The organism is Phenylobacterium sp., assembly GCF_004799515.1.
Lineage (GTDB): Bacteria > Pseudomonadota > Alphaproteobacteria > Caulobacterales > Caulobacteraceae > Phenylobacterium.
In genome coordinates, this window is record NZ_SSMX01000030.1 from 270,108 (window position 1) to 294,433 (window position 24,326).

23 protein-coding genes are annotated in these 24,326 nt (G+C 68.9%); 20 read left to right on the top strand and 3 right to left on the bottom strand.

What is annotated here, in order from left to right:
- Positions 1-41: 41 nt before the first annotated feature.
- The 4 genes from E8A49_RS14480 to E8A49_RS14495 all read left to right on the top strand — a co-directional run bounded on the left by E8A49_RS14480 (position 42) and on the right by E8A49_RS14495 (position 4,703).
- A complete protein-coding gene (locus tag E8A49_RS14480; RefSeq protein ID WP_293382547.1) occupies positions 42-1,289 on the top strand; it encodes an NADH:flavin oxidoreductase/NADH oxidase family protein in 1,248 nt (415 codons plus the stop codon).
- A gap of 11 nt (positions 1,290-1,300) precedes the next feature.
- A complete protein-coding gene (locus E8A49_RS14485) occupies positions 1,301-1,735 on the top strand; it encodes a VOC family protein (protein WP_293382550.1) in 435 nt (144 codons plus the stop codon).
- Between the two features lie 454 nt (positions 1,736-2,189).
- A complete protein-coding gene (locus tag E8A49_RS14490) occupies positions 2,190-4,166 on the top strand; it encodes an ATP-binding protein (protein WP_293382553.1) in 1,977 nt (658 codons plus the stop codon).
- A 33-nt stretch (positions 4,167-4,199) separates the two neighbouring features.
- Positions 4,200-4,703 carry a transporter gene (locus E8A49_RS14495; RefSeq protein WP_293382556.1) on the top strand — a complete coding sequence of 168 codons (504 nt, stop codon included), beginning with the start codon at positions 4,200-4,202 and terminating at the stop codon, positions 4,701-4,703.
- A gap of 205 nt (positions 4,704-4,908) precedes the next feature.
- Here E8A49_RS14495 and E8A49_RS14500 read toward each other — a convergent pair whose 3' ends face one another.
- Entirely contained in the window at positions 4,909-5,487 is a 579-nt protein-coding gene (locus E8A49_RS14500; RefSeq protein WP_293382559.1) for a DUF3363 domain-containing protein, read from the bottom strand.
- A gap of 1,291 nt (positions 5,488-6,778) precedes the next feature.
- Between E8A49_RS14500 and E8A49_RS14505 the strand changes: the two genes are divergently transcribed.
- Positions 6,779-7,405: a PEPxxWA-CTERM sorting domain-containing protein gene (locus E8A49_RS14505; RefSeq protein WP_293382562.1), complete on the top strand. Its 627-nt coding sequence runs from the start codon at positions 6,779-6,781 to the stop codon at positions 7,403-7,405.
- A gap of 141 nt (positions 7,406-7,546) precedes the next feature.
- On the top strand, positions 7,547-8,185 hold the full coding sequence (locus tag E8A49_RS14510; RefSeq protein WP_293382565.1) for a response regulator transcription factor: 639 nt from the start codon (positions 7,547-7,549) through the stop codon (positions 8,183-8,185).
- On the opposite strand, the gene E8A49_RS14515 is transcribed toward E8A49_RS14510, so the two are convergent.
- On the bottom strand, positions 8,178-10,034 hold the full coding sequence (locus tag E8A49_RS14515) for an ATP-binding protein (protein WP_293382568.1): 1,857 nt from the start codon (positions 10,032-10,034) through the stop codon (positions 8,178-8,180). The genes E8A49_RS14510 and E8A49_RS14515 overlap by 8 nt on opposite strands.
- Before the next feature lie 344 nt (positions 10,035-10,378).
- Here E8A49_RS14515 and E8A49_RS14520 point away from each other — a divergent pair, with 344 nt between their 5' ends.
- Positions 10,379-11,515: a hypothetical protein gene (locus tag E8A49_RS14520; protein ID WP_293382572.1), complete on the top strand. Its 1,137-nt coding sequence runs from the start codon at positions 10,379-10,381 to the stop codon at positions 11,513-11,515.
- A gap of 145 nt (positions 11,516-11,660) precedes the next feature.
- A complete protein-coding gene (locus tag E8A49_RS14525) occupies positions 11,661-12,359 on the top strand; it encodes a PEPxxWA-CTERM sorting domain-containing protein (RefSeq protein WP_293382575.1) in 699 nt (232 codons plus the stop codon).
- A gap of 409 nt (positions 12,360-12,768) precedes the next feature.
- Here the strand turns inward: E8A49_RS14525 and E8A49_RS14530 are convergent, their stop codons facing one another.
- Positions 12,769-13,602 (bottom strand): cell wall hydrolase, encoded by an 834-nt coding sequence (locus tag E8A49_RS14530; RefSeq protein WP_293382578.1) that lies wholly within the window; start codon positions 13,600-13,602, stop codon positions 12,769-12,771.
- Positions 13,603-13,680: 78 nt separating this feature from the next.
- Between E8A49_RS14530 and E8A49_RS14535 the strand changes: the two genes are divergently transcribed.
- From E8A49_RS14535 to E8A49_RS14590, 12 genes are read left to right on the top strand one after another with little or no spacing between them, the layout of a single operon-like run.
- Positions 13,681-14,319 carry an A24 family peptidase gene (locus tag E8A49_RS14535; protein WP_293382581.1) on the top strand — a complete coding sequence of 213 codons (639 nt, stop codon included), beginning with the start codon at positions 13,681-13,683 and terminating at the stop codon, positions 14,317-14,319.
- A 38-nt stretch (positions 14,320-14,357) separates the two neighbouring features.
- The gene (locus E8A49_RS14540) at positions 14,358-16,061 is read left to right on the top strand and encodes a GspE/PulE family protein (protein ID WP_293382645.1); all 1,704 of its coding nucleotides are present in this window, start codon (positions 14,358-14,360) and stop codon (positions 16,059-16,061) included.
- 2 nt (positions 16,062-16,063) lie between these two features.
- Entirely contained in the window at positions 16,064-17,281 is a 1,218-nt protein-coding gene (locus E8A49_RS14545) for a type II secretion system F family protein (RefSeq protein ID WP_293382583.1), read from the top strand.
- Positions 17,278-17,721 (top strand): type II secretion system major pseudopilin GspG, encoded by a 444-nt coding sequence (gene gspG, locus E8A49_RS14550; protein WP_293382586.1) that lies wholly within the window; start codon positions 17,278-17,280, stop codon positions 17,719-17,721. Before E8A49_RS14545 ends, gspG begins: the two co-directional genes overlap by 4 nt.
- The gene (locus tag E8A49_RS14555) at positions 17,705-18,145 is read left to right on the top strand and encodes a GspH/FimT family pseudopilin (protein WP_293382589.1); all 441 of its coding nucleotides are present in this window, start codon (positions 17,705-17,707) and stop codon (positions 18,143-18,145) included. Before gspG ends, E8A49_RS14555 begins: the two co-directional genes overlap by 17 nt.
- A complete protein-coding gene (locus E8A49_RS14560; protein WP_293382592.1) occupies positions 18,142-18,528 on the top strand; it encodes a type II secretion system protein in 387 nt (128 codons plus the stop codon). Before E8A49_RS14555 ends, E8A49_RS14560 begins: the two co-directional genes overlap by 4 nt.
- 2 nt (positions 18,529-18,530) lie before the next feature.
- Positions 18,531-19,205 carry a type II secretion system protein J gene (locus E8A49_RS14565; protein WP_293382595.1) on the top strand — a complete coding sequence of 225 codons (675 nt, stop codon included), beginning with the start codon at positions 18,531-18,533 and terminating at the stop codon, positions 19,203-19,205.
- Positions 19,202-20,236, top strand: coding sequence for a PilN domain-containing protein (locus E8A49_RS14570; RefSeq protein WP_293382598.1), 1,035 nt, complete (start codon positions 19,202-19,204; stop codon positions 20,234-20,236). The genes E8A49_RS14565 and E8A49_RS14570 overlap by 4 nt, the downstream gene beginning before the upstream one ends.
- Positions 20,233-20,781 (top strand): type II secretion system protein GspM, encoded by a 549-nt coding sequence (gspM, locus tag E8A49_RS14575; RefSeq protein WP_293382601.1) that lies wholly within the window; start codon positions 20,233-20,235, stop codon positions 20,779-20,781. The genes E8A49_RS14570 and gspM overlap by 4 nt, the downstream gene beginning before the upstream one ends.
- Entirely contained in the window at positions 20,765-21,232 is a 468-nt protein-coding gene (locus E8A49_RS14580; protein ID WP_293382604.1) for a hypothetical protein, read from the top strand. Before gspM ends, E8A49_RS14580 begins: the two co-directional genes overlap by 17 nt.
- Positions 21,229-23,385 (top strand): type II secretion system secretin GspD, encoded by a 2,157-nt coding sequence (gspD, locus tag E8A49_RS14585; protein ID WP_293382607.1) that lies wholly within the window; start codon positions 21,229-21,231, stop codon positions 23,383-23,385. Before E8A49_RS14580 ends, gspD begins: the two co-directional genes overlap by 4 nt.
- 38 nt (positions 23,386-23,423) lie before the next feature.
- Positions 23,424-24,224: a type II secretion system protein GspK gene (locus tag E8A49_RS14590; protein WP_293382610.1), complete on the top strand. Its 801-nt coding sequence runs from the start codon at positions 23,424-23,426 to the stop codon at positions 24,222-24,224.
- Positions 24,225-24,326: the final 102 nt, after the last annotated feature.

The window sequence follows — 24,326 nt, forward strand, 5'->3', positions numbered from 1 at the left end:
CGAGGATCGCGAACCGTCTCCCGTTCTCGATCGGACATTTCATGACACCGACAATCCTGGCCGCGCCGCTGAGACTGCCTTGCGGCGCCGTGCTCGCCAACCGCATCGCCAAGGCGGCGATGAGCGAGGGTTATTCTGACCCAGCCGGCCATGCGACGCCCCGGCTAGAGGCCCTCTACCGCCGTTGGGCTCAGTCCGGGGCGGGCATGCTGCTATCCGGGAATATCCAGGTGGACCCAGCGCATCTTGAGCGGCCGCTGAATGTAGTCGTGAGCGACGACAGCGGGTTTGAAGCCCTGGCGCGGATGGCGGCGGCGGGAACGTCCGGCGGCATGCACTTCTGGGCGCAGATCAGCCACACCGGCCGGCAGGTGGACGCCAAGATCAACGCCGCGCCGCTGTCGGCGTCGGCGGTGGAGATCGACGTCGTGCGCGGCGTCGGCTTCGACTTCGCCCCGCCCACAGCGATGACCGAGGCGCAGATCCAGGCCGCCATCGCGCAATTCGCCTTCACCGCCAAGACCGTCAAAGCGGCCGGCTTCACCGGCGTGCAGCTGCACGCGGCCCACGGCTATCTGATTTCGCAGTTCCTCAGTTCGCACTCCAACACCCGGACCGACCGATGGGGCGGATCGCTGGAGAACCGCGCGCGGTTCCTGTTGGAGACCCTGGCCGCCGTTCGCGCCGCAGTCGGGCCAGCGTTCCCGATGTCGATCAAGCTGAACACCTCCGATTTCCAGAAGGGCGCCTTCACCAATGCGGAATGCGTTGCGCTGGTCGGCATGCTGAACGGGTCGAGCCTCGACCTGCTGGAACTGTCCGGCGGATCGCTGGAGCAGCCCAAGCAGGTCGGCGCCTCGCTGAAGGACGAGGGCGAGGACCGGTTGCCGGAGAGCACCCGCAAGCGCGAAGCCTACTTCGTGGAGTTCGCTGGCGCCGTGAAGGCGGCGGCCCAGATGCCGGTGATGGTCACCGGCGGCTTCCGCACGGTGGCCGGCATGGTCGAGGCGCTCGACAACGGCGAGCTCGACGTGGTGGGCCTTGGCCGGCCGATGATCGCCGACCCTGAGGCGCCCCGGAAGATCCTGTCCGGCGAGGTCGACAAGGCGCTGACGCCGGAGGCCAACATCGGCCTCTTCCATCTGCTCGGCTGGAACAACATACAGCTCGAGCGGCTGGGCGACGGGCTCGATCCGGATTTGGACCTATCCGGCGAGGCCGCGGCCGCGGCGTTCAAGGCCCTAGAGGCCGACAATTTCACAGCCTTGCTGCAACGCCGGTCGGCTTAGGGACTGCGAAAGTGCTGATCCGGCTCGCCCACTATTCTGTCCGGGCGACCGATCTTGCGGTCTCCACAGCTTTCTACACCGAGGCGCTCGGCCTTGCCGTAGGGCCACGACCGCCGTTCGGGTTTCCAGGCGTATGGCTCTATCTGGCGCGGGACGAGGCGCATGCGGCGCAAGGATGCGTCCATTTGATCGGCGATGGAGACGCCGGCGCGCTCGATGCCTACCTCGGCCGCCGCAACAAATCCTGCGTCGGCCCGACCGGCGCGTTGGATCACATCGCCTTCTTCGCGGACGACTGGTCGGCCTGCCGCGCGCGCCTCAATGCGCTGGGCGTGGGCTTCACAGAGCGGGCCGTTCCGGTCCTGGGCATACGGCAAGTTTTCCTGGTCGACCCCGACGGGGTGACGGTCGAACTCAATTTCCCTGAGGCCGCTACTTTGGCATGACGCTGGGTCATCCATCGAGCGCCGCGAATGTCGTATTTGCGAAGAAGGCTGGATGTCCGTTACTGGCGCATTGAGACGCAGCCGAACGACCGGCCGTGACTCATCTCTCCCGTTGGGAACGTCCGGTTCAGCGCGGTCGAGATGAGTCTGCCAACGGCGAGTTTCCGATGCCGAGCCAACGGGCGAGATCGACCCAAAGCGGTGGTTGATGAATTCGAACATTGGTATCCGATCTGGGCCGAGCAGCCGTAGCCATGCCTCCCCGAAGCCGGCTCATCCCAGGTAAGGCGGCATCCGCGTGACGCATCGCCGCTCGGAGCGCCTGAACCCGCAGCTTTAGCTCACACCATCTATACATCTAGGTATTATTACCTATGAGCGATGTTAATGGAATTCATCCAAGTACACATCGTAATGAGACCCGACACGTCAGACCTATATCGGGCTCATAGTTATGAAAACGGCGATCATATCGCGAACTTCCGCGATATCTTACTTTCATAAGCTTCGGAATCGGCTTTTACGGCAAAGTTATACGCTTTCTATAAAGCTCATTACGCTGTGCGTCATTGCGACGGTCGGGGCGCTCGCGCTGACCTTCGCCCTCTTCCAATGGCAGGACTGGTCGGCGGACCGGGGCGATCTCGTGCGGGAGGAGCTGGGGACCGCGCGCGGCCTTGCGGCGGCGGCAAGCCTTGCCGTCGAACGCCACGACAGCCACGCCGCGGCCAGGGTTGAAGCGATCTTCGAGAACGACGGCCAGGCCCTGGCCGCCAGCTACGTGTCCGTGAGCGGGCAGCGCCTGGATCTAACCCGTCCGGGACACCGACCCTTCAGCCTCAAGCCGAGCGGCGACGCCCGGTCGGCCTTCGGCGCGCGCGGCCTTGAGATTCATCTACCCACGAGCCTAGACGGCCATGGGGTGGGCGAGCTGGTCATGGTCGTCAGCGAAGCCGACATCGAGCGCTCGCTTGGGCGCAACGTCGTTATGGCGCTCGGCCTGGCGCTGTTCAGCGCAACGCTGGCCGGACTCGCTGCGCGGGTGGTTGTGCGCGGCATGTTGGGGCCCTTGAGCGAGCTCGGCGAGGCCATCGACCGGATCGGCCGCACCAAGGATTTCTCGGTGCGGGTGCGACCGAGGTCGAGCGACGAGATCGGTCAGTTGAGCCGCGGCTTCAACGCCCTGCTCGGCGAACTCCAGGCCTACGACGGCGAACTGCAGCGGACGATGAGCGACCTTACCGGAGCCCGCGACGCGGCTCAGGAGGCCAATCTCGTAAAGTCGCAATTCCTTGCCAATATGAGCCACGAGATCCGCACGCCGCTCAACGGCGTCTTGGGTATGGCCCAGATCCTGGCGGCTTCGGAGTTGAATACGGCCCAGGCCGAACAGCTCGACGTCATCCAGAAGTCCGGCGCGACACTGCTGTCGGTGCTCAACGACCTCCTGGACCTCTCGAAGATCGAGGCCGGCCGGATGGAACTCGAGGCCGCGCCATTCGACATAGGGGAGGTCGCCCAAGGCGCGTACGCGACCTTCACCTCAATGGCCAACGCCAGCGGCGTTTCGTTCTCCATGACCATCGACGAGGCGGCAGCGGGCTTGTGGCGCGGCGACTCCGTGCGGGTGCGCCAGGTGCTCTACAACCTGATCTCCAACGCCTTGAAGTTCACCAGCGAAGGCGAGGTGCGGGTCGCGATCGACAGCACCCCGTCGGTGTCCGGCAAGGACCTCACGCTCACGATCCGCGACACCGGGGTCGGCATCGCGCCCGAGGCCTTGGCCACGCTGTTCGACAAGTTCGTACAAGCCGATAACACCATGACCCGGCGCTTCGGCGGCACGGGACTGGGCCTCACCATCTGCAAGCAGATCGTCGAGCTGATGGGCGGCTCGATCGCCGTCGAGAGCCAGCTGGGCGAAGGCGCGGTATTCCAGGTTCGGCTGCCACTGCCCTGGCTAGGTCCGGTCTTCGCCCTGCCGGCCCCAACGGCCGCGGAGGATCAAGTCCCGGGGACCAGTCTGGAGGGACTGCGGGTCCTGGCCGCGGAGGACAACGCCACCAATCAGTTGGTCCTGAAGACCGTGCTGCATTCCCTAGGCGTGCAGCCGGTGGTCGTCGAAAACGGCCGACTGGCGGTCGAGGCCTGGGCGCAGGCGCCGTTCGATCTGATCCTGATGGACGTCCAGATGCCCGAGATGGACGGGGTGGCCGCGACGCAGGAGATCCGCCGGCGCGAGGCCGAGACTGGCGCTGGGCGCACGCCCATCGTCGCCCTCTCGGCCAACGTCATGAAGCACCAGGTCGCCGAATATCTGGCCGCCGGCATGGACGCGCACTTGGCCAAGCCGATCAATGTCGCACAGCTCTACGATGCACTGCTCTCGGTGCGCACCCCACGCGAACTTGGCCAGGCCGAGGCCGCCTGAGCGACGGTTCAACGCTTCGCTTTCGCGGCCGCAATGACTTGCGGCGCGATCGCCGCCGCGCCGGCCTGCGCGGAGGCGCCGCCCTTTGTCGCCACCGACACCGATATCGCCGACGCGCTGGAGCTTGCCACCTTCGTCAGCGTCGCCGCGCGTCACGACGCCGGCTTCAGCACCCTCGGCTTCGACTTGGCCGTACCGCTGGCATCGGCATGGGAGCTGACCCTCGTCCCGCGGTTCGCAGAGACGCGCCATGGCGATCAGCACGCATCCGGGTTCGGCGACACCGAGGTGGCGGTCAAATATCTGGCGCTCACGGAAGCCGACGGCAGGCCCGCGGTGGCCTTCGAACCCAACCTGACCTTTCCCACAGGTGGGCGGCGGCTGGCGAAGGACGCGTCGCGATCGAGCTTCCGCTACTGGTCAGCAAGGGGTTCGGTCCCTGGCGAGTGTCGGGGCAGGTCGGCTTTGAGCGGGTGGGCTTCAAGAAGCCGGAGAGAGAAAGGACGCACCTCCGCCGTCTCGCCGGGTACAGGGTAAGGCGGACCGAGACACGGTCAAGGGAACGCCACGTCGACCTCACCTTCGTATTGCGGGAGGCTGTCCGGACGGCTGCCGCAGGCAACAAGCGCTACTTGAACGCAATGCCACTCTGGTGACAATGGCGCCAGGAGCGGGGGCAGCGACCGCTCCTGGCGCGTCTAAGCCTTTGGCGGTTTGGTACCGACGCACATCTCAGCGTCTGTCACGACGGAGACTCACGGCCGCGTTCTCCACCACGGCCAGTTTCCAGAACTCGAGCGCCCCGGGGGCCCGGCATCAAGTCCACCGTGCGGCCAAGCTCGGGCGATGTCTGCCCGAAACCTAGCCTCGCATAGTGCTCCGTCCCAGCGCGATCCAGTACGATCACCCAAGATACGCTGCCGAGTTCGTCGTGCGCGCCGCGCCTAACGACCCGACCATGGACGCGTTCGGTTCCGACCTCCCTGACCACCCGGCCGGCTTCCAGCCGTCGTTGGTGCAGCGTGCGGATGATGTCCTGCCGTAGCTGAAGCATGCGAAGGCGCGTCTCCAGATCGGCGTCCAGCCGGTAGCGGTGACCTTCCCGCCTCGCCAATCCAAGCGTCTCCAGATGCCGCAGGCGTCCACGGGAAAGCGCCGCCCAGGCGCCGGTCGCGCCCAGACCATCGTCAACCAATCGATCTTCGTCGGCGCCGTCCAGCAGCCGCCGGTCGAAGCGCGTGAAGCGGTCGGCCCGCGTCTCCCGCCAGACCCGCCGTTCCGCTTCGGCGCGCGACAGGTCGCCGAGCCGTTCGTGCGCCACCTCCTGAGCTCGTGCGCGAAACCCAATGCGGCGCGTCTTCGCCAAGCTCGATGCGGAGGGATTCATCGCGCGCAACAAGGCGCTCGGTGAGGCGCACCCAGGCCTATACGAGGTGGTGTTCACCCTAGAGGCCTAAGGCTGGCGGCCGCTGCGCTCGGGGTCCGCGCGCAGCGGCCGTTCGACCCGTGTGCGCCGAAGGACCTGAGAAAAGCTTAGGCGAGGAAATATCCCGTCAGCGCGGCCGCCACGCGCTCCGGAGCGCCATGGTCCGCCGCAGCGGAATGTCCGGCGCCCTTTATCGGATGCGGCATGCCTGTGGCAGCGCCTGCTCCAGAGCGTCAAGCGCCCGAGTTAGATATGGCTGGCTCTTGGAACCCCCCAACAAGAGGACCGGCATCGCAAGACCGCCGCACCGTTCCAGCGCGCCAGACCGCGGCGTCCGCAGGCGCCGTGGCGGCCCATGCCAGAAGGGCGAGCGCCGTGTCCCTGAAGTGCACCTCGTGCCCATGGACGTTTGTCCACTTGGTCCGAAGACGGCCGGCCAGGGAGCCGCCGAGCCCGGCGGACAGGACTTGGACCACAATCATCCAGGCGCCGAGGACCGGCGTGAGGCGATCGATCCGGCCCGTCGACGCCGGCCACGGCCCGGCCAGGTCCAGCCTAAAGCCGGCGGCCAAGGGCACCAGGACGACGGACAAGGCTAAGGGCGGCGACAGGGCCCGCCACGATAGCGCCCCACGCCACAGTGGACTGGATTCCCACGGCATCCGTACGGTAATCAAAGGCGACAGGTCGCTTTGCGTTTGAGCCTCCCAGTCTGCGACAGCGGCGTTCCGTCATCGGACGGCGGACGTTTGCACCCCAAAGCCCGACCTCCGCTGAAGGTCCGAAGCGGAGCGAGCTGCGCCAAGCTGGCGGCGGGCGGCGGCTTTAGTCCCCTCATCGCACGCCGTCCCCATCACCGGCGGCGCGCAAGAACTGCGCCTTCCTCGTTCAGATCCGGGGTGGAGCGGAATTTCCGTGAGCGTACCGTCACGTCGTTATTTTATAGTGGCCAGAATATACTGCTTAGGACGTCGATATAGGGGTCCTAAGACCGTCCTAAGACTTTGAAATATTTCTCCTATTAGGTGATCCATCTTGACGATCCGGCTTCGTGATCTAGATTGATTAACGCGCTGCCGTCCAATCAGCTTCGGTCGGCCGGAAAACATGACGCCCACCACGGCGTTACAGATCAATCGTGTAACAAGCAGGAGTTTTCACGATGAAGAGATCATTTATAAAGAATATGGCGCTGGCTTCGGTCGCCGTAATGGCGCTGGCGTCTGGAGCCAAGGCCGCCACGGTGACCGAAACCTATGACTTCACCCTGAGCAACTTTGTCGACATCATCAACAATGCCCCGGCGCCGATCCCTACCGTGACCGGATCGTTCACGGTGACGTTCGACCCCCTGGTGAGCGTGAGCAATCAGACGACCGGCTTCACGTTCAACACGTCTCCGGGATTGGCCTCGGACTCGCCCATCGGGTTCTCGGTGTTCGCCGCCTCATCCCCGACGGGGGACACGACGATCGCCGTCGGCGGTACGGAACTCGGCGCCAACGAGCTGACGGGATTCACCAACGACCCGATCGTGTTCTTCGACATCCCGAACGCTTCCGACCCAGCCAAGGCGTCGCTGGTGGTCTGCTCGCAGCCCGGCTTCTCCTGCGGCAACTTCAGCGGCAACGAGACGGTCTACGCCAGCGGCTATGCCCTGGCGGATTCAAGCTCGGTGTTCTTCGCGACGGTCGAGTCCGTCTCGCCCGCCGCCGGCGTTCCCGAGCCCGCCGCCTGGGCCATGATGCTGGTCGGCTTTGGCGGCTTGGGCGCGGCGATCCGCGCGCGGCGCAAGTCGTTGGCCGCCGCCTGATCGATGCGCTGAGGTCCAGAAAGACGCCGTCGAACCGGACGTTCGGCGGCGTTCTTCTTGCGCCCCAGGCGCCCGCACGATCGGAGGTCCCAGCGGTTCTGGTCCTTGCCGCGAACGAACCGGGAAGCGCATATTTTTACAATGAAATTGCTGATCGTCGACGATCATCCGGTGTTGCGCGAGGGCTTGGCGGCCTTGCTGCGCCAGTGGGGTCCCGAGACCCACATCCTGGAAGCCCGGGACGCGCGGGAAGCGTTCGATCTCCTAGACCGCCATGAGGATATCGACGTCGTCGTCCTGGATCTTCTCATGCCGGGACTGGGAGGGCTGGCGGCCCTCGCCGAGTTCGGCCGGCGCCGGCCGGCGCTGCCGGTCATCGTCCTCTCCTCGTCGGAGGATTCGCAGGTTGCGCGGCAGGCGATCGCCCAGGGCGCGCTGGGCTATGTGCCCAAGTCGGCCAATCCCAACACCCTGCTCCTGGCCATCAAGCTGGTGCTGAACGGCGAGCTCTACCTGCCGCCCCTGCTGCTCAACGAAGGCGGGCAGGACAGCCTTTCGCTTCGCCACGACACCGGCGGCGCCGAGGGCGCGCGCCTGACGGAGCGGCAGGTCGACGTCCTGCGCCTGATCGGCGAGGGCCAGTCCAACCCGGCCATCGCGTTGGCGCTGAACCTGTCGGAGAAGACGGTGAAGGTCCACATCACCGGGATCTTCAAGGCGCTGCGCGTGGTCAACCGAAGCCAGGCGGCCACGGTCGGCCGGGAGAGAGGGCTTATTTGAGCGCGGCCAGCGCCGCGTCCGCCGCCTCACCGGCGGGTCTCTGGATCAGATTGGCCACCGCGGCGCGCAGCTTGCCGTTGGGAACGGGCTTGTGGAGCAACAGCAATCCGCTCGCCCGCGCCTCCACCAACCGGTCCGGCGCCGTGTCCCCCGTGACCAGCATGGCCGGAATGGCGGCGTTGTACTCCGACCGGAGGAGATCGATCACCGCGATGCCGGTCTCGCCGGCGCGCAGGCGATAGTCGCAGATGATCAGATCCGGTCGCGCGGGACCGCTGACCACGCGCGTCAGGATCTCCGCGCCCGAGCCCGCGGTGATGACCTCGTATCCCCAACCCGTCAGCAGGGCGGCCATGGCGTCCCGGATGGCGATCTCGTCGTCGATCACCAGGACCAGGCCGCGCGCCGGCGGGTCGGGCGCGGCGGCGCCCCTTTCGGCGAGAACCGCCGCGTCGCCGCGCGCCAGAGGCAAGGTGACGCTGAAGCACGAGCCCCGGCCCGGCTCCGATCGCAGGACGAGCCGGCAGGCGAGCAGGTCGGTCATGCGCCTGACGATCGCCAGGCCCAGGCCCAGGCCCTTGGCCCGGTCCCGTTCGGGATTCCCCAGCTGGAAATACTCCTGGAAAATATGCTCCTGCTGGTCGACCGGGATGCCCGGCCCTGTGTCCCAGACCTCGACCCGCAACTCAGGCCCGCGTCGGCAGCCGACGAGCACGCGTCCATGCTCCGTATAGCGCACGGCGTTCGCGACCAGATTACGCAGTATGCGCTCGATCAGCACGGGATCGGCATTGACGACCGCGCCGCAGGGCACGGACGCCAGGCCAACCCCCTTTGCTTGGGCCTCTTCACGATGGTCCCGACAAATCCGATCGAGCAGGGGCTGGATCGCAAACGCCGTCCGCCGGACGTCGACGACCCCGGCGTCCAGGCGGGATATGTCGAGCAGGGCGCTAAACAGGCTGTCCATGGCCGCGGTCGATGCCTCGATCTGCTCGACGAGGCGATGACCCTCCGCCGGCATGACGACATTGCGCAGGGCGCCGACGAATAGGCCCAGGGCATGCACCGGCTGGCGAAGATCGTGGCTCGCGGCGGCCAGGAAGTTGGACTTGGCGACATTGGCGCGCTCGGCAATCTCCTTCTGTATCCGCAGCCCATCAGCGAGCTGGTTCGTCTGGATGCGCAGCCGAACCAGCTCCTTGAAGTTGCGGCTGGCGATGACGCCCAGCCCGCCCACGGTGGTGATGTACAGCAGCATCATCAAGGCGGTCGCCTGCTGCATGGGATTACTCGCCGTGACGCTGACCAAGGTGTAGGGGACGGTCGCGGCCAGGAAGAACAAGAGCAGAGACGGTAGGTAGGGGCTGAACGTCGGTATGGATCCTGCCGATATTGCGATGGTGATCGCCATGATCAGCATTTTGCTGTCGAATTCTCTCGCGCCAACCAGGGAAACCGGAGCCCAACCCCATCCCATGCCTTCTGCAAAGCAGATGGCCGTAAATATCAGGGACCAGCGCGGCAGAGTTTGACGCCGGGGCGGGGCTCGGCGGTAGACCGCTCGAAGCAGGACGTGGGCCGCCGAGCCCGCGGCGATATAGAGCGCCCAGGCGGTTCCGCGTTTCCAGGGGAGGATGCCGAGGTGGATCAGCAGGGTCGCCAGGAGGCCGGCGCCCGCGGCCGCTGCGATCACGGCCGGTGCGACATTCCTGAAGAGAGCCGCCACCTGTTCGACATGCAGGTCGGCGGCGGCCTCGGCGTCCAGCGGCGGACCGATCAGGTTCTGGATTCGGGGATCACGGCGAAGGCGACTTTCAAGGGCGCTGAGATACCGGGGCAGTCCCATCCGACAACCTTCTTAGGCGATGCGGCGAAGCGAGCACCCGGCCGCGCGCGTAGCCCGGCTCAGAGTCACCGTTCGGCAAGAGCGCTGGCGTGTCAAAGCTTGCGTGGCCGGCATTCGCGTTCACTGCGCCTCGCTGCTCCAGAGCAGCTTAGGTCTGAACCGTAGCGGCGTGGCCTTTAGACCACAGCTAACCTTAGGTTCGGCCTGACATGGTGGGGGTTAAGGCTGCAGATGTGTGCCGCACTTGCGACCACTCGAGGCCATCTCCCCAACCGCGGGGGAATTCTGTTGCGGCCTGACGATTGCTCCGTTGAACTGCCGCCTTCGCGTGCAAGGTCAGTCCGTTGGACCAGTCGGACTACAATCAGTTCCTCGACGTCGTCTATGACTCGGCGGTTGATCCGGGCTCATGGCCAAGGTTGCTGCGCCGTCTCGCTGAACTGACCGGCGCAGAGACCGCTCTACTGATCCAGCAGGACGAACAGGTCGGGAAAGGCCAGGCCATCCGCGTCAACATCGATCCTGACGCAGCTGAACCCTACTATGGCCATTTCGCGACCCGTAACGTGCTGCACAATACGAAGGACCCGGTTGAGACCCTGAGAAAGTGGACTCCGGGGATTCTGACCGACGAAGACAAACTGCCGAAGTCCGACCTCTACCGCACCGAATTCTACAACGATTTCATGCGGCGCTTTGGCCTGCATTCCGTGATGATGGTCCGCTTGGCGGTTCTCGGCATGGACACCATCACCCTCAACCTGACCCGCCCGATCACCCGGGACCAGTTCGGCGCGCCGGAAATCAAACTGGCTGGCCGAGCCCTACCGCACCTGATCCGCGCGTTTTCTCTTAGCCAGAAGTTCGCCGCGAGCCGGGGTCTTAAGGACGACATGACCGAGTCCATGGATCGGTCGCCACACGGCCTGTTCCTGCTCGGCGAGACCGGCCGCCTGCGTCACGCGAACCGCGTCGGAGAGGCCCTGTTGGCCGAAGCTGGCGGTCTTTGCCTGATCGCCGGTGGGCTCAGCGCCACGCGGTCGGATCAGGCGCGCCGGCTAGAGAGCTTGATCGCCGCCGCCGCTGACGTCGATCCGGACCGCCGCCGGGGCGGTTCCATGGCCCTGCCCACCGCGACGCGACGCCAGCCGCTGTCCGTGACCGTCACGCCCATCGGCGCCGAGCGCCGGTCCATCTTCGATCCCGGCCCGTCGGTGCTCGTCAGCGTCAGCGATCCGGACGCGGGCGTCAGCCTGTCGGAAGACGAACTCCGCGACCTCTTCGGGTTCACCCGCGCCGAAGCGCGCATCGCCCAGGCAATTTTCGATGGCGATAGCCCCAGGCAAGCGGCCGAGAGACTCGGGATCAGCTTCCACACCGCGCGGCATCAATTGCAGGCCGTGTTCGAAAAGAGCGGGACGGGCCGCCAGGGGGACCTGATCAAGCTCATGGTGCGCGCGACGGGCGGCCGCGGCGACTAGCGCGCGGCCCTGAGCGGAGCCTTCGCGCCTAGCGTCACAACACGCTCCCTTTTCGGCTCGACATGGCCCAGGTGGGCCATGTGTCGCGCGTTTCGTGAGGGCATAGACCGCCACGCGAGCCAAGTCGGCTCGATGGAGCGGAACGATGAAATCAGTACAGGCGATCTTTTGCGGCGCGATCGCCCTCGCCGCGGCCGGCGCCTCCGGGGCCGCCCAGGCCGCGACCGGCCTGACGGACAGCGTCTATCACAACACCCCCTTCTTCGGCAGCCAAGCCACGGAGGCGAATCTGAACGCCGCCCAGGCCTACGTGGCGACCGCGGCGCCGGACTATACCTTCACCAACACCGCCACGACCTTCAGCTATGGATTCGCCAACGGCTACACGGTCGCTGACTTCCTGGGAGCCGACGGCGCGGGCGTCACGGCGGTCGGAAGCGACACCCAAGGGGTCAATCTGACCGCCTTCGTGGCGACCGGCACGATCAACGTTTCGGCGCCGGGGACCTACACATTCAGCCTTCCGTCAGCCGATGACGGCGCTCGGGTCTTTGTGGGCGGACAATTGATCGCCGAACAGAATTTCCAGAACGGCGTCGGACTGGACAGCGCATCCAGCGGAACGGTCAATCTGACCGGGCCTGAGTCTTTCGAACTCTTCTACTACCAGCTGGGCGGCAACGCGGATTTGAGCTTCAGCCTGACTGGCCCTGGCGCGGTGTCCTACACGACCAATCCAGTCCCCAACGGCGTCCCCGAGCCCGCGACTTGGATGATGATGTTGATCGGCTTTGGCGGACTCGGCGCCACCCTGCGATCGCGCCGGCAGCTGGCGCGGATGTGACGCAAGCTTGAAGTTCACGCTCGCCCCATTGCGGACGTTCGAAGCTCTTAGCTTTTACCCTCAGGTGTTTCGGCCGCGGCCAGGGCGAAGTTTTTACACGTGGCTCTCCGCGGACTTCGGCGGGGTCAGCGGCTCCGCCGCCACCAGCGACGGTTTCGCGGTCTTCAACACCTCCGCGAAGGTCCGCTCGAATATCCTGCGCGTGGGTCTGGACTAAACATTCTGAGCTGCCGTCCGGCGGGGACCGATCCCTTTTTCGACGTCTTGATCTCGGAGGAGCCTGATGGCCTTCGGTGTCAGGCCGGCGCGCGCAATGCCGTGGGCAATCTTCAGCGTCTGCAGCCTTCAGGCGCTTGCTCACCCTGAAGACGACGTCTGCCGGCGGATGAGTCCGGGCGCGGCCGACGGGTCAGGAGCCGCTGTGAACGGTCACTTCGCCTTGCCGCGCCGTGACGGTCGCGACCTGCAGGCCCCAGACGCTGAAGCTGCCGACGCCGGGGTTGGGTGGGGCGGCACGGCGGCGGGACCTGGCGCCCGCGGCCTCGCGGTTGGCGACGGCTGTGACGGCGGGCGGCGGCGGAGCCGGCTCGTCGCCGCTGTAGCGGCCCCCCAGCGCCGCCGGATCGCCGCGCGCGCCGGGCATGCGATAGAAGACATGGCCGCCGATCCGCGCGGTCTCGACCAGCGAGGGGCTCCAGTAGGGGGTCATCCAGGCGGCGTGGTAGTGCGTCGCGGCGCCCACGCCGTCCGCCACGGCGCCGGAAAGCGCCTCGATGGCCACCCGTTCGGCGGCGTCCCACCGCGCCGCCGCGGGGGCCGCAGCCAGGGATCCGTCGCAGGTGAAGGTGAACTGGCAGCCGGTGACGCGCTCGGCGCCTTCGAACACCACGCCGCAGACCGATTTGGGGAAGGCGGGATGCCGCATCCGGTTCAGGACGACCTGGGCGACCGCCTGCTGGCCGGCGCGCGGTTCGCGCCCGGCCTCGTAGTAGATCGCCTGGGTCAGGCAGCGCACCGCGCGCGCCCGCGTCTCGCCGCCGGCCTCCAGCACGAAGGGCGCGACGCCGCCCGCGCCTGCGTCCCCACTCGTCGCCAACGGATCGAAGCTCGGCAGCGCCAGTTGGGGCGCGGCCTCCTGCGCGGCGGCGGGTAGAGCGAAGACGAGGGTGAGAAGCAGGGCGAGCGCCGGCGCCGCGCCGCGCAGGCCCCATCTCGTCCGATCATGCCGGTCCTTCGAAACCAACGGATTTGCGCCCCTGACCGAGCCCTTATAGTCCGATCCTAGTCCGCCCCTGTTCGGAGGGCAAAGGAGTCGGCACGGATGAATCTGGCGGCGGCCGCGGAGGTGCTGGGCGCGGTCCCGGCCGGATGCGCCGCAGCCTGGGCGGGCCGCCGTCTGACGGCGAGCGCCGCGCCGGGGCCGTGGGTCATGGTCGCCATCGAAGCCGGCGCCGCGCTCTGCGCGGTCTTCGTGGCGTCGGGGACGTCCGCGCTGGCGTTGCTTGCCGCGGGCTGGACGCTGGGCCTGCTGGCGGCGGTCGATGTCGTGGCCCTACGCCTGCCGGACCTCCTCACGCTGCCGCTGGGTCTGGCGGGCTTGCTCATCGGGCCATGGCTGCTGGGGACGCCGCTGCTCGATCACCTGATCGGCGCGGTCGCCGGCTATGGTGTCCTGGCCCTGGCGTCCTGGGCCTACGCGCGGATTCGGGGGCGAGAAGGCCTTGGCCTTGGCGACGCCAAGCTGCTGGCGGTCGCCGGCGCCTGGCTGGGCTGGATCGCCCTGCCGACCGTCGTGGTGCTGGCGAGCGCCGGCGGCTTGGCCTGGGCGGCGGCCCGGCTGCTGCGGCGCGGGCGCGCGGGCCTCGCCGAACCGATCGCCTTCGGCGCCCCGCTCTGCGCGGCGATCTGGGTCTGCCTGCTGCTGGCGACCGCCGGCCGCCCGATCTTGCTTGGACCCTAATCTTGACTTGGCCCATATCCTGATACCCCGTGTCAGGGATGGACGCGCCGGCATCGACCCTTGAAGCGCCGCCGCCCGGGCTGCTCGGACTGGAAGCCCTGGTGGAGTCGCGCGGCCTTGTCGCCCCGGAGACCCTGGCGCGCGCGCGGATCGTGCAGGCCGAGACCGGCGAGCGGTTCCACTCGGTTCTCACCCGCCTGGGCCTGGTGTCCGAGCAGGCCCTGGCCCAGCTGATCGCCGAAGCCGCGAGCCTGCCGATCGCCTCCGCGAGCGACTATCCGGCGCTGCCGCTCGCGACCGACCGCGTGTCGGAGCGGTTCCTGCGGGAGTTCAAGGCGGTGCTGCTGCGGGAAACCGACCGGGGCTTCGACGCGGCCATGGTCGATCCGCTGGACCCCTATCCGCGGCGGGCGCTGGCGTTCGCGCTGGGCGCGCCGGTCACCCTCAGCGTCGCGCGGGCCAGCGACGTCGAGGCGGCGCTGGAGCGGCTCTATGGCGCCCAGGCCGACGACGCCTTCGCCATCGACGGGGAAGCCGACCTGGCGGACCTGGAGCGGCTGAAGGACATGGCCAGCGACGCGCCGGCGATCCGCGCCATCAACCGGCTGATCGCCCGCGCCGTCGAGGAGCGCGCCTCCGACATCCACCTCGAGGCGGCCGAGGACAGCCTGACGGTGCGCTTCCGGGTCGATGGCGAGATGCACAATCTGGAGGCCTTTCCGGCGGCCATGCGCGCGCCCATCGTCTCGCGCATCAAGGTGATGGCCGGGCTCAACATCGCCGAGCGGCGCGCGCCGCAGGACGGGCGCCTGCGGCTGGCGGTTCGCGGCCATGACATCGACCTGCGGGTGGCGACCTCGCCGACCATCAACGGCGAGAGCGTGGTCCTGCGCCTGCTAGACCGCACCAAGCTGACGCTCGACTTCACGGCCCTGGGCTTCGACGGCGAGGTGCTGGCGAAGCTGCGCGAGACGCTGGCTCGGCCGAACGGGGTGGTGCTGGTCACCGGCCCGACCGGCAGCGGCAAGACCACGACCCTCTATGCGGCGCTGAACGAGCTCAACACGCCGCAGCGCAAGATCCTGACCATCGAGGATCCGATCGAATACCGCCTGGCCGGCGTCAACCAGATGCAGGTCAACCCGGCGATCGGCCTGAACTTCGCCGCCGCCCTGCGCTCGTTCCTGCGGCAAGACCCTGATGTGATGATGGTCGGCGAGGTGCGCGACCTGGAGACCGCCCGCGTGGCCGTGCAGGCGGCGCTCACCGGCCACATGATCCTCTCGACCCTGCACACCAACAGCGCCGCGAGCTCGGTCACCCGCCTGCTGGACATGGGGATCGAGCCCTTCCTGATCACCTCGACGCTCAACGCCGTGCTGGCCCAGCGCCTGGTGCGGCGGCTGTGCGAAAGCTGCCGCGAGCCCTATGCGCCGATCGCCCCCATCGAGACCCGCACCGAGGACGGCGAGGTCCGGCGCATCGAGATAGACCGCCTCTATCATCCGAAGGGCTGCCCGGCCTGCGGCGGCACGGGCTTCCATGGCCGGGTGGCCCTGGTCGAGCTTCTGGTGATGGACGCGGAGATTGCGCGGCTGGTGCTCGACCGGGCGGAGGCCCGCGAGATCGCCGCCGCCGCGCTCGCCGGCTCCATGCGCAGCATGCTCAGCGACGGTGTGATGAAGGCGTGGGCGGGGATCACCACGCTGGAGGAAGTCCTGCGCGTGACGGGGGAAACCTGAGCGTGCCCACCTACCGCTACCGCGCCGCGACGGCCGCCGGGGCCCTGAGCGCCGGGCAGGTCGAAGGCGTCTCCTCCGTCCAGGTGATCGACCAGCTGCGCCGCTCCGGGCTCACGCCGATCGACGTGGTCCAGACCTCGGCCTCGGCGCCCCGGGCGGACGGGCGGCTGCGGACCGACGCGGCCTCTCGCCGGGCGATGACCGGCGCGATCGGCGAGTTGGCGGTGCTGCTGGGCGCCGGGCTGACGCTGGACCGCGCGCTCTCCATCAGCGCCGAGAACATCGTGCGGCCCGGCGAGAAGGCCGCCTTCGTCGCCCTTCAGAACCGGGTGAAGGAAGGCGCGCCGCTGTCGCGGGCCATGATGGAAGCCCCCGGCCTGTTCCCGCCCATGGCCTCGGCCATGGCGGAGGCCGGCGAGGCGAACGGCCGCCTCGACGCCGCCCTGGCTAGGCTCGCCGAGACCCTGGAACGCACCGAGGCCCTGCGCCAGGTGGTGGTCTCGGCCATGATCTATCCCGCCCTTCTGCTGGTCATCGCCACGGCGGTGATCCTGACCATGCTGCTGTGGGTGGTGCCGCAGTTCGAGGGCCTGTTCAGCGACGCCGGCGCGAACCTGCCGTTCATGACCCGGTTGATCATGCAGGTCAGCCACGCGGTGCGGGTCTATGGCGCGGCGGGGGTGTTCATCGGCGGGGTGGGCGTGACCCTGCTGGCGCGCTGGCTGCGCGGGCCTTCGATGCGCGAGACCTTCGACCGCTGGGTGCTGGGCCTGCCGCAGTTCGGGGCGCTGGCGACGACGTCGCAGCTCGGGCTCTTCGCCCGGGTTCTGAGCAATCTGGTGGAGGGCGGCGTGCCTCTCCCCGAGGCCCTGGCCATAGCCCGGCGGTCATTGAGCAACAGCCATCTGTCGGCCGCGATGGGGCGGGTGGTGGCCGGCGTGAAGCAAGGCGCGGCGCTGACCGCCTCGCTGTCGGCGGAAAGCGTCTTTCCGCGCGGCGCGCTCAGTTTCATCCGCACCGGCGAGGAGACCGCGCAGCTGGGTCTGATGCTCGGCCGGCTCGCCGACGTGCTGGATCGCGACCTGCGCCGGCGGGTCGACGCCCTGATCGCGGTCCTGACTCCGTTGATCACCGTGCTCATGGGCGCCATCGTGGCCAGCGTGATCGCTTCGATCATGACGGCTATCCTCGGCTTCAACGACCTGGCGCTGACACAATGACCTCAAGCCACCGATCGGCGCGGCCGATCCGGTCCGCGGACGCCGGCTTCACCCTGCTGGAGCTGCTGGTCGTGCTGGCGATCCTGGGGCTGTTGGCGGCCATCGTGGCGCCGCAGGTGCTGCGCTATCTCGGCACCTCGCGCACCCAGACCGCCAAGGTGCAGATCGAGAACATCAGCGCCTCGCTGGACCACTTCCAGCTCGACGTCGGCCGCTATCCGACGCCGGAGGAAGGGCTGGACGCCCTGGTCAAGGCGCCGCCCAGCGCGCCCAACTGGAACGGCCCCTACCTGAAGAAGGAGTCGGCGCTGGTCGACCCCTGGGGCCAGAAGTACTTCTATGTCGTCCCCGGCAAGCACGGCGACGTCGACGTCTACTCTCTGGGGTCCGACCACGCCGAAGGCGGAACGGGCGAGGCGAAAGATGTCGGCAACTGGTAGCCACCCCAGCGCTGGGAACGGGCCTGACGCCGGCGCCACCCTCATCGAGATGCTGGTGGTGGTGGGCGTCATGGGCCTGGTCGCCGTCCTGGTGTTCCCGGCCTGGATCAGCCCGCTGCAGCGCATCCAGCTCTACGAGGCCCGCGCGGCGCTGGTCAGCCACCTGCGCGACGCGCGCGCGGATTCGATCCGCCAGGGCGCGCCGGTGAGGCTGGAGGTGACCAACGGCGGACGCGGCTACGGCTGGGAGGAGCACAGGACCGGCCTGCCGGCCGGCGTGGTCATCGACAGCGATCCGGGGACCATCGTCTTCTTCGCGGACGGCTCATCTTCTGGCGGTGAACTGAAGATGAGCGGCCGCCGGCGCAGCCTTTCGGTGTCGGTGGACCCGGCGAGCGGCCTGACCGAGGCGCCGCCCGGATGAGCCCGGCGCCGCGCTCCCATCGCCAGTCCGGATCGGCCCTCGTCGAAGCGATGGTGGCCGTGGCGGTGATCGCCATGATGTTGGCGGTGACCTATCGCGCGGTGGGCGAGAGCGTGCTGCGCGCCCGGGCCGCGGAGGCCACGCGCACCGCGGCGCTGATCGCCCAGTCGCGCCTGGCCACGGTCGGCTCCGAAATCCCGCTCACGCCCGGCGAGACGACCGGGGTCGACGCCGGGTTCGCCTGGCGCGTGCTGGTCGAGCCCGCCGACCAGGACCAAAGCGCCACGGGCGAGCTGCTGTCGGTGACCGCCAGCGTGCGGCGCCCGGCGGGCCGGGCGGACCTGGCGGTGCTGCGCAGCCAGCGCCTAGCCCCGGCGGTGTGACCATGGCTCCGGGGAAGAAACCAGGCGATGCGGGCTTCACCCTGGTGGAGATGCTGGTCAGCCTGGCCCTGATGGGTCTGGCGGCGGTGATGCTGCTGGAAGGGCTGCAGTCGGCCCAACGGCTGTGGGCGGGTGAGGCGTCGCGGACCGCGCGCGGCGAAACCATCGAGGCCGTCCAGGCGGGGTTGCGCGCGCGGCTCGAGCACCTGCGCCCGGTCACCCATTTCGACGGGTCCGCGTCGTTCGCCGACGTCGACGGCGGCGACCGGGAGCTGGTCTTCGTCGCGCCGCCCGCCGACGCCGAGCGGCCCTCCGCGGCGCGGCGCTATCGGCTGGCGCTGAACGATCGCGGCGATCTGTTGCTGGGCTCGACGGACGTGGGCGCCGAGGCGGACCCGAACGGCGTCCCTGGCGGCGCCTATCGCGACCAGGTCATGCTGCGTGACGTCCAGGCGCTGAGCATCAGCTACTACGGGCCCGGTGGCGGGGGCGGCGCGCCGCAATGGTGGTCGGACTGGAAGCATCGCGAGGCGCCGCCGGACCTGGTGAAGATCAAGGCCGAACTGAAGGCCGGCGACCGGCGGGTCTGGCCGGAGCTGATCGTCCATCCCGCGGCCACGGTCGACACCTTGTGCAGCATCGACGCCGCCAGCGGACTTTGCCGAGGCCGGCAATGACCCTCTCGGAGCTGCTCAATTCCGATGTGGACACCGTGGGCCTGTGGCTCCGCGGCGGCCTGGCCTGGTGGGTCGGCGAGCTCGCGGGGATGCTGCCGCCGGCGGCGCGCGGCCTTTTCGAGCGCCGCCCGTCGCTGACCGCCGAGCCGCTCGGCGACGGCGGATACCGCCTGACGCGGCACGGCCGGACCGTGATGCAGGGCCCCGGCGCGGCGCGGCGTCCGCGGCGGGTCACTCTGCGCCTGCCGCGCGACGCGGTCCTGACGCGTGAGACCGTGGCGCCGCCGATTCCGGAGCGCGACTTGCGCCGGATGCTCGAGCTCGACATCGACCGGCTGACCCCGTTCCGCGCCGACCAGGTCTTTGTGGCCGTGGCGCCGGGCCCGGCGGGGTCGCGCACGGCCTGGGTGGCGGCGGTCCCGCGTGAGCTTGCGGTGCAGGCGGTGGACCTGGCGAGGGCGGCTGGACTTGAGCCGCGCGCCCTGGGCGTCGAAGGCGCCACGCCGGCGGAAGAGGCCCTCGATTTCCTGCCGCGGATGCGGGAGGCCAAGGCGGTCACGGGGCCGAGGTTCAGCCCGGCGCTGATCTGGGGCGTCGTGGCCATCCTGGCCCTGGCCAACCTCGGCGTCGCGGTGGGGCGCGACATGCTGCAGCTCCACCGCCTGCAGCAGCAGATCGACGCCCAGCAGCCGCAGGTCGACGACGCCCAGGCCCTCCGCCGCAAGGTGCTGGACGAGACCCGGCGGCGCAGCGGCATCCTGACGCGGCGCGCCGCCGGCGAGCCCCTGCGGATGCTGGACGCGGTCACCGCGGCGATGCCGTCCGGCGCCTGGGTCGACCGGCTGGCCTGGGACGGCAAGACGGTGCGCATCGCCGGCTACCGGCAGGAGCAGATCGATGTCGCCCAGGCCCTGCGTGCGTCGCCCGCCTTCAGGAACGTGCGCAACGCCGGCGCGGACGTCCTGAGCCGCCAGACCGCGGGCCATCCCTTCGACCTCACAGCCGACCTGGCGAGGCCGGGCGGACGATGACCCTGGACTCCAGCTTCATACGCCGCCTCATCGCGCTTGGCCTGCTGGCGCTGGTGCTGGCGTTGGCCTGGTTCGGCGTGGCCGCGCCGATCGCGCAGGGCTTCGCCGACCGCGCGGCGCGGCGCGAGCAGCTGGCCGAGGACCTGTCCTATGGCCGGCGCCTCGTGGCGGCGCGGCCGGTGTGGCGGGCCTTGCGGACGCGGCAGCACGGCGACGCCGGAGCCTTCGCGGTGATCGCCCCCACCGCCGCCGAAGCCGCCCAGCTGTCGATGGACCGGATCACCGACGCCGTGCAGCGGCCGGGCGGCCTGCTCGCCAGCCTGCGCGAACAGCCGGCGGCGCCGGGCGAGGCGCGGCTGAGGGTCGAGGCGCGGCTTACCTTGACGCAGCTTGTCGCCAGCCTCAGACTTCTGGAGGGGCAGAAACCCTTTGTAATCATTGAAGGCGTGTCCGTTGCGACCGACCCCGAGGCGTCGGCTGGACAGTCTTCTCCCATGGAAGTCCGAATTGACCTCGCCATCCCCTACCTTGCCACCGCGGGATGAGATCGATCCGGCGCCCCTGTGGATCGGCGGCCTGCTGATTTTGGGCCTCGTCCTCCAACTGGCCTGGCCGGCGCCGGCGCCGGCCAGCCGCGCCGCACGCCCCGCCGCGCTGCCAGCGCCACTGGCCTCCTCCGTCCTGCCGCTCGACTATCCGCAGATCCTCGTGCGGCCGCTGTTCGCGCCGGCGCGGGGCCTGACCGCCGCCCAGGGCCAGACGGCCTCCGCGGCGCTGAGCGACTACACCCTGGTCGGCGTCGAACAGGTCGGGAACCGCAGCGAGGCGGTGTTCCGCAGCGCGGCCGGCGACGTCCTGAGCGTGCGCCTGGGCGAGGCCCTGCTGGGCTGGCGGCTGGCGGCCGTCGAGCCGGGCGGCGCCGTGCTGCAGCAGGGCGACGTGACGCGTACGATCCGGGTCGCCTCGTCCGCGGCGCCGCCGACAGGCGTGCGATGAGGGCGCGCGAGCTTTCGGCCGCGGCCTGCGCCGCGGCGCTGATCCTCGGCGGCTGCGTGCAGGACGGCCATCGTCCGCCGGCGCCGCCACGCGCGGACTCGCCGGTGATCGAATCGCCGCCCCCCGCCGCGCCAGCCGATCTGGCGGTGCGGACGACCATCGTACCCGGTATCTCGCAAGCGGTTCCGCCGGCGGGGCCGCCGGTGACCCGGCTGAGGTCCGGCGACGTCAGCCTGAACTTCCCGGGCGCGGACGTGCAGGTGGTGGCCAAGGCCGTGCTGGGCGACCTGCTCGGCCTGTCGTTCACCGTCCCGCCGCAGATCCACACGCCGGTCACCGTCGTCACCCAGCGGCCCATCGCGCGGGCCGACGTGTTCCGGGTCTTCGAGGCGGCGCTGACCACGGCGGATCTGGCGGTGGAGCGGCGCGAGGGCGTCTACGCGATCCTGCCGATCGAACAGGCGCGCGACCAGGCGCCGCTGGTGAACGGCCCGGCCGAAGGGTTCGCCACCGAGGTGATCCACCTCAACTTCGTCAGCGCCGAGGAACTGCGCCGACTGCTCGATCCCATCCTGCCCAATGTGATCACCCAGGCCGATGTGGCGCACAATACGATCTCGGTGTCAGGAACCTCGGGCCAGCGCGCATCGATCCACGAGCTGGTGCGGCAGTTCGACGTGGACTGGCTGCGCAACACCTCCTTCGCCCTGTTCGTGCCGCAGCGCACCGACAGCCGGCTGATCGTCCCCGAGCTCGACAAGCTGATCAACGCCAACGGCGCGCCGACCAAGGGCTTGGTGCGCCTGATCGCCATGGACCGGCTGAACGGCATCCTGGCTGTCTCGACCCAGCCCCGATACCTCGACGACGTGCGCCGTTGGGTGGAGATCCTGGACCGCGAGGGCCAGTCGAGCGAGCGGCGCGTCTATGTCTACCGGGTGCAGAACGGCCGTTCGGCCGATCTGGCGCGGGTGCTGGCCAACGCCTTCGGCGGCTCGAGTTCGTCCGGCTCGTCGGACAACGGGCGCAACAGCCGCCTGAGCGCCCAGGAGGGCCCGGTCCGCGACGACCTCGGCTCGCCGCAGGCGCCGCAGAGCGTGTCAGGCGCGCCGCAAGCGCCGCCCAATCCGTTTGGGGCGCCCGTCACGCCTGGCGCCTCGTCCGCCGGCGTCACCATGAACGCCGCGGCCAACCCCAACAACCTGCCCGTCAGCGGCCCCACCAGCGTCGACATCCAGGCCGATGGCCTGCATGCCAAGGTCAGCAGCGACGAGACCAACAACGCCATCGTCGTCTACGCCACGCCGCGGGACTATGCGGTGATCGAGGACGCCCTGCGCAAGCTGGACGTGGCCCCGAACCAGGTGATGATCGAGGCGGCGATCGTCGAGGTCACCCTGAACGACCAGCTACAATACGGCGTCCAGTGGCAGTTCTCCGGCGGCTCGGCGACGACGGCGCTGGCGGCGGCGCCGACCACGGGGCTGAGCATCGCGCCGACCGCCTTTTCCCAGGGCCTCAACTACTTCTACAGTCACCGCTCGATCGCCGCCTCGCTGACCGCCCTGGAGACCCTGACCAAGATCAATGTGGTGTCGTCGCCGAAGCTCCTGGTGCTGAACAACCAGACCGCGTCGCTGCAGGTGGGCGATCAGGTGCCGACCTTGTCGGCCACCTCGACCAGCACGATCGGGTCGAACGCCCCGGTGGTCAATTCGATCGACTACCGCGACACCGGCATCATCCTGAAGATCACGCCGCGGGTGAACTCCAGCGGCGTGGTGCTGCTCGACCTCAGCCAGGAGGTGAGCGCGGTGGTCCCCTCGACCGACCCGCTGATCGACTCGCCGACCATCTCCACCCGCAAGATCGCCACGTCGGTCTCGGTGCAGGACGGCGAGGTGATCGCGCTCGGCGGCCTGATCAGCAACTCGATCCAGGATACGCAAACGGGCATCCCGTACCTCAGCCGCATCCCGATCCTGAAGAACCTGTTCGGCACGACCAACAATCAGCACATGAAGACCGAGCTGATCGTGCTGCTGCAGCCGCGGGTGGTCCGCACGGTCGACGACGGCCGGGCCCTGACCGACGAGCTTCGCGAGAAGCTGAAGACCCTGCGTCCGTTGCTGCCGACCTCGTCTGTGCCCTGAGCGCCGGCGTGTCGGGCCGGCGCGAGCGCGGATACGCCATGATCGCCGCGGTCGCCGCGGTCGCCGCCTTCGGCTACCTCTCGCTCGCGGCCATCGGCGGCGGGCGCAGCGCGGTGGTCGCCGCCGGCGCGGGGCTGGCCCAGGCTCGGCTGGCGGCGGACGCCGACGCCGGCGTGGCGCTGGCGGTCCACGACCTCGGCCTGGTCGATCCCAGGCGACGCTGGCGCCTCTCCGATCCGCCCCACCAGGTCGACGTCCAGGACGCTCACCTGACGATCTCGCTCGCCGACGAGAACGGCAAGATCCCGCTCAACTTCGTCCAGTCCGGCGAGCTGCATCGCCTGTTCGAGCTGGGCGGCGCCGACCCCTCCAAGATCGACGGCATGGTCGCGGCGTTCGTCTACCTGCGGGGCGATGTGAGACCGGCCGAAGTGCGCCCGGCGGCGGGGTTTCCGCAGGTCGACGCCCGGCTCGCCGCCCAGCGCGGACGGCTGTCGAGCGTCGAGGAGCTGCAGTTGCTGCCGGACATGACGCCCGCGGTCTATGCTCGGATCGCGCCGGCGGTGACCGTGCACGCCATCACGCTGGCCTTCGATCCGCAGAACGCCTCACCGCTGGCGCTGGCTGTGATGGCGCCGTCGGGGCCCGGGGCGCCGGCGTCTGGGCCGCTGGCGACAGGAGGACCGAAGGCCGCTGACAATCCGCTCGCCCTGGCTGGCCACACGGTGAGCGTTCGCGTCGACGCCACAGACGGGCGGGGCGGGGCGCTGCGGCGCACGGCGATCGTCGACTTCACCGGCTCGCCGGCCCGGCCCTTCGTCATGCGCGGGCTGGACTAGCTGTCGAAGCTACGAAGGTTGTTCACCCGGGATCGGGTTGAGAGAGTGGGGTTGCGAAGCTCCAACCTCTAACCGGGAGACCCCGGATGAACGTCCATAAGA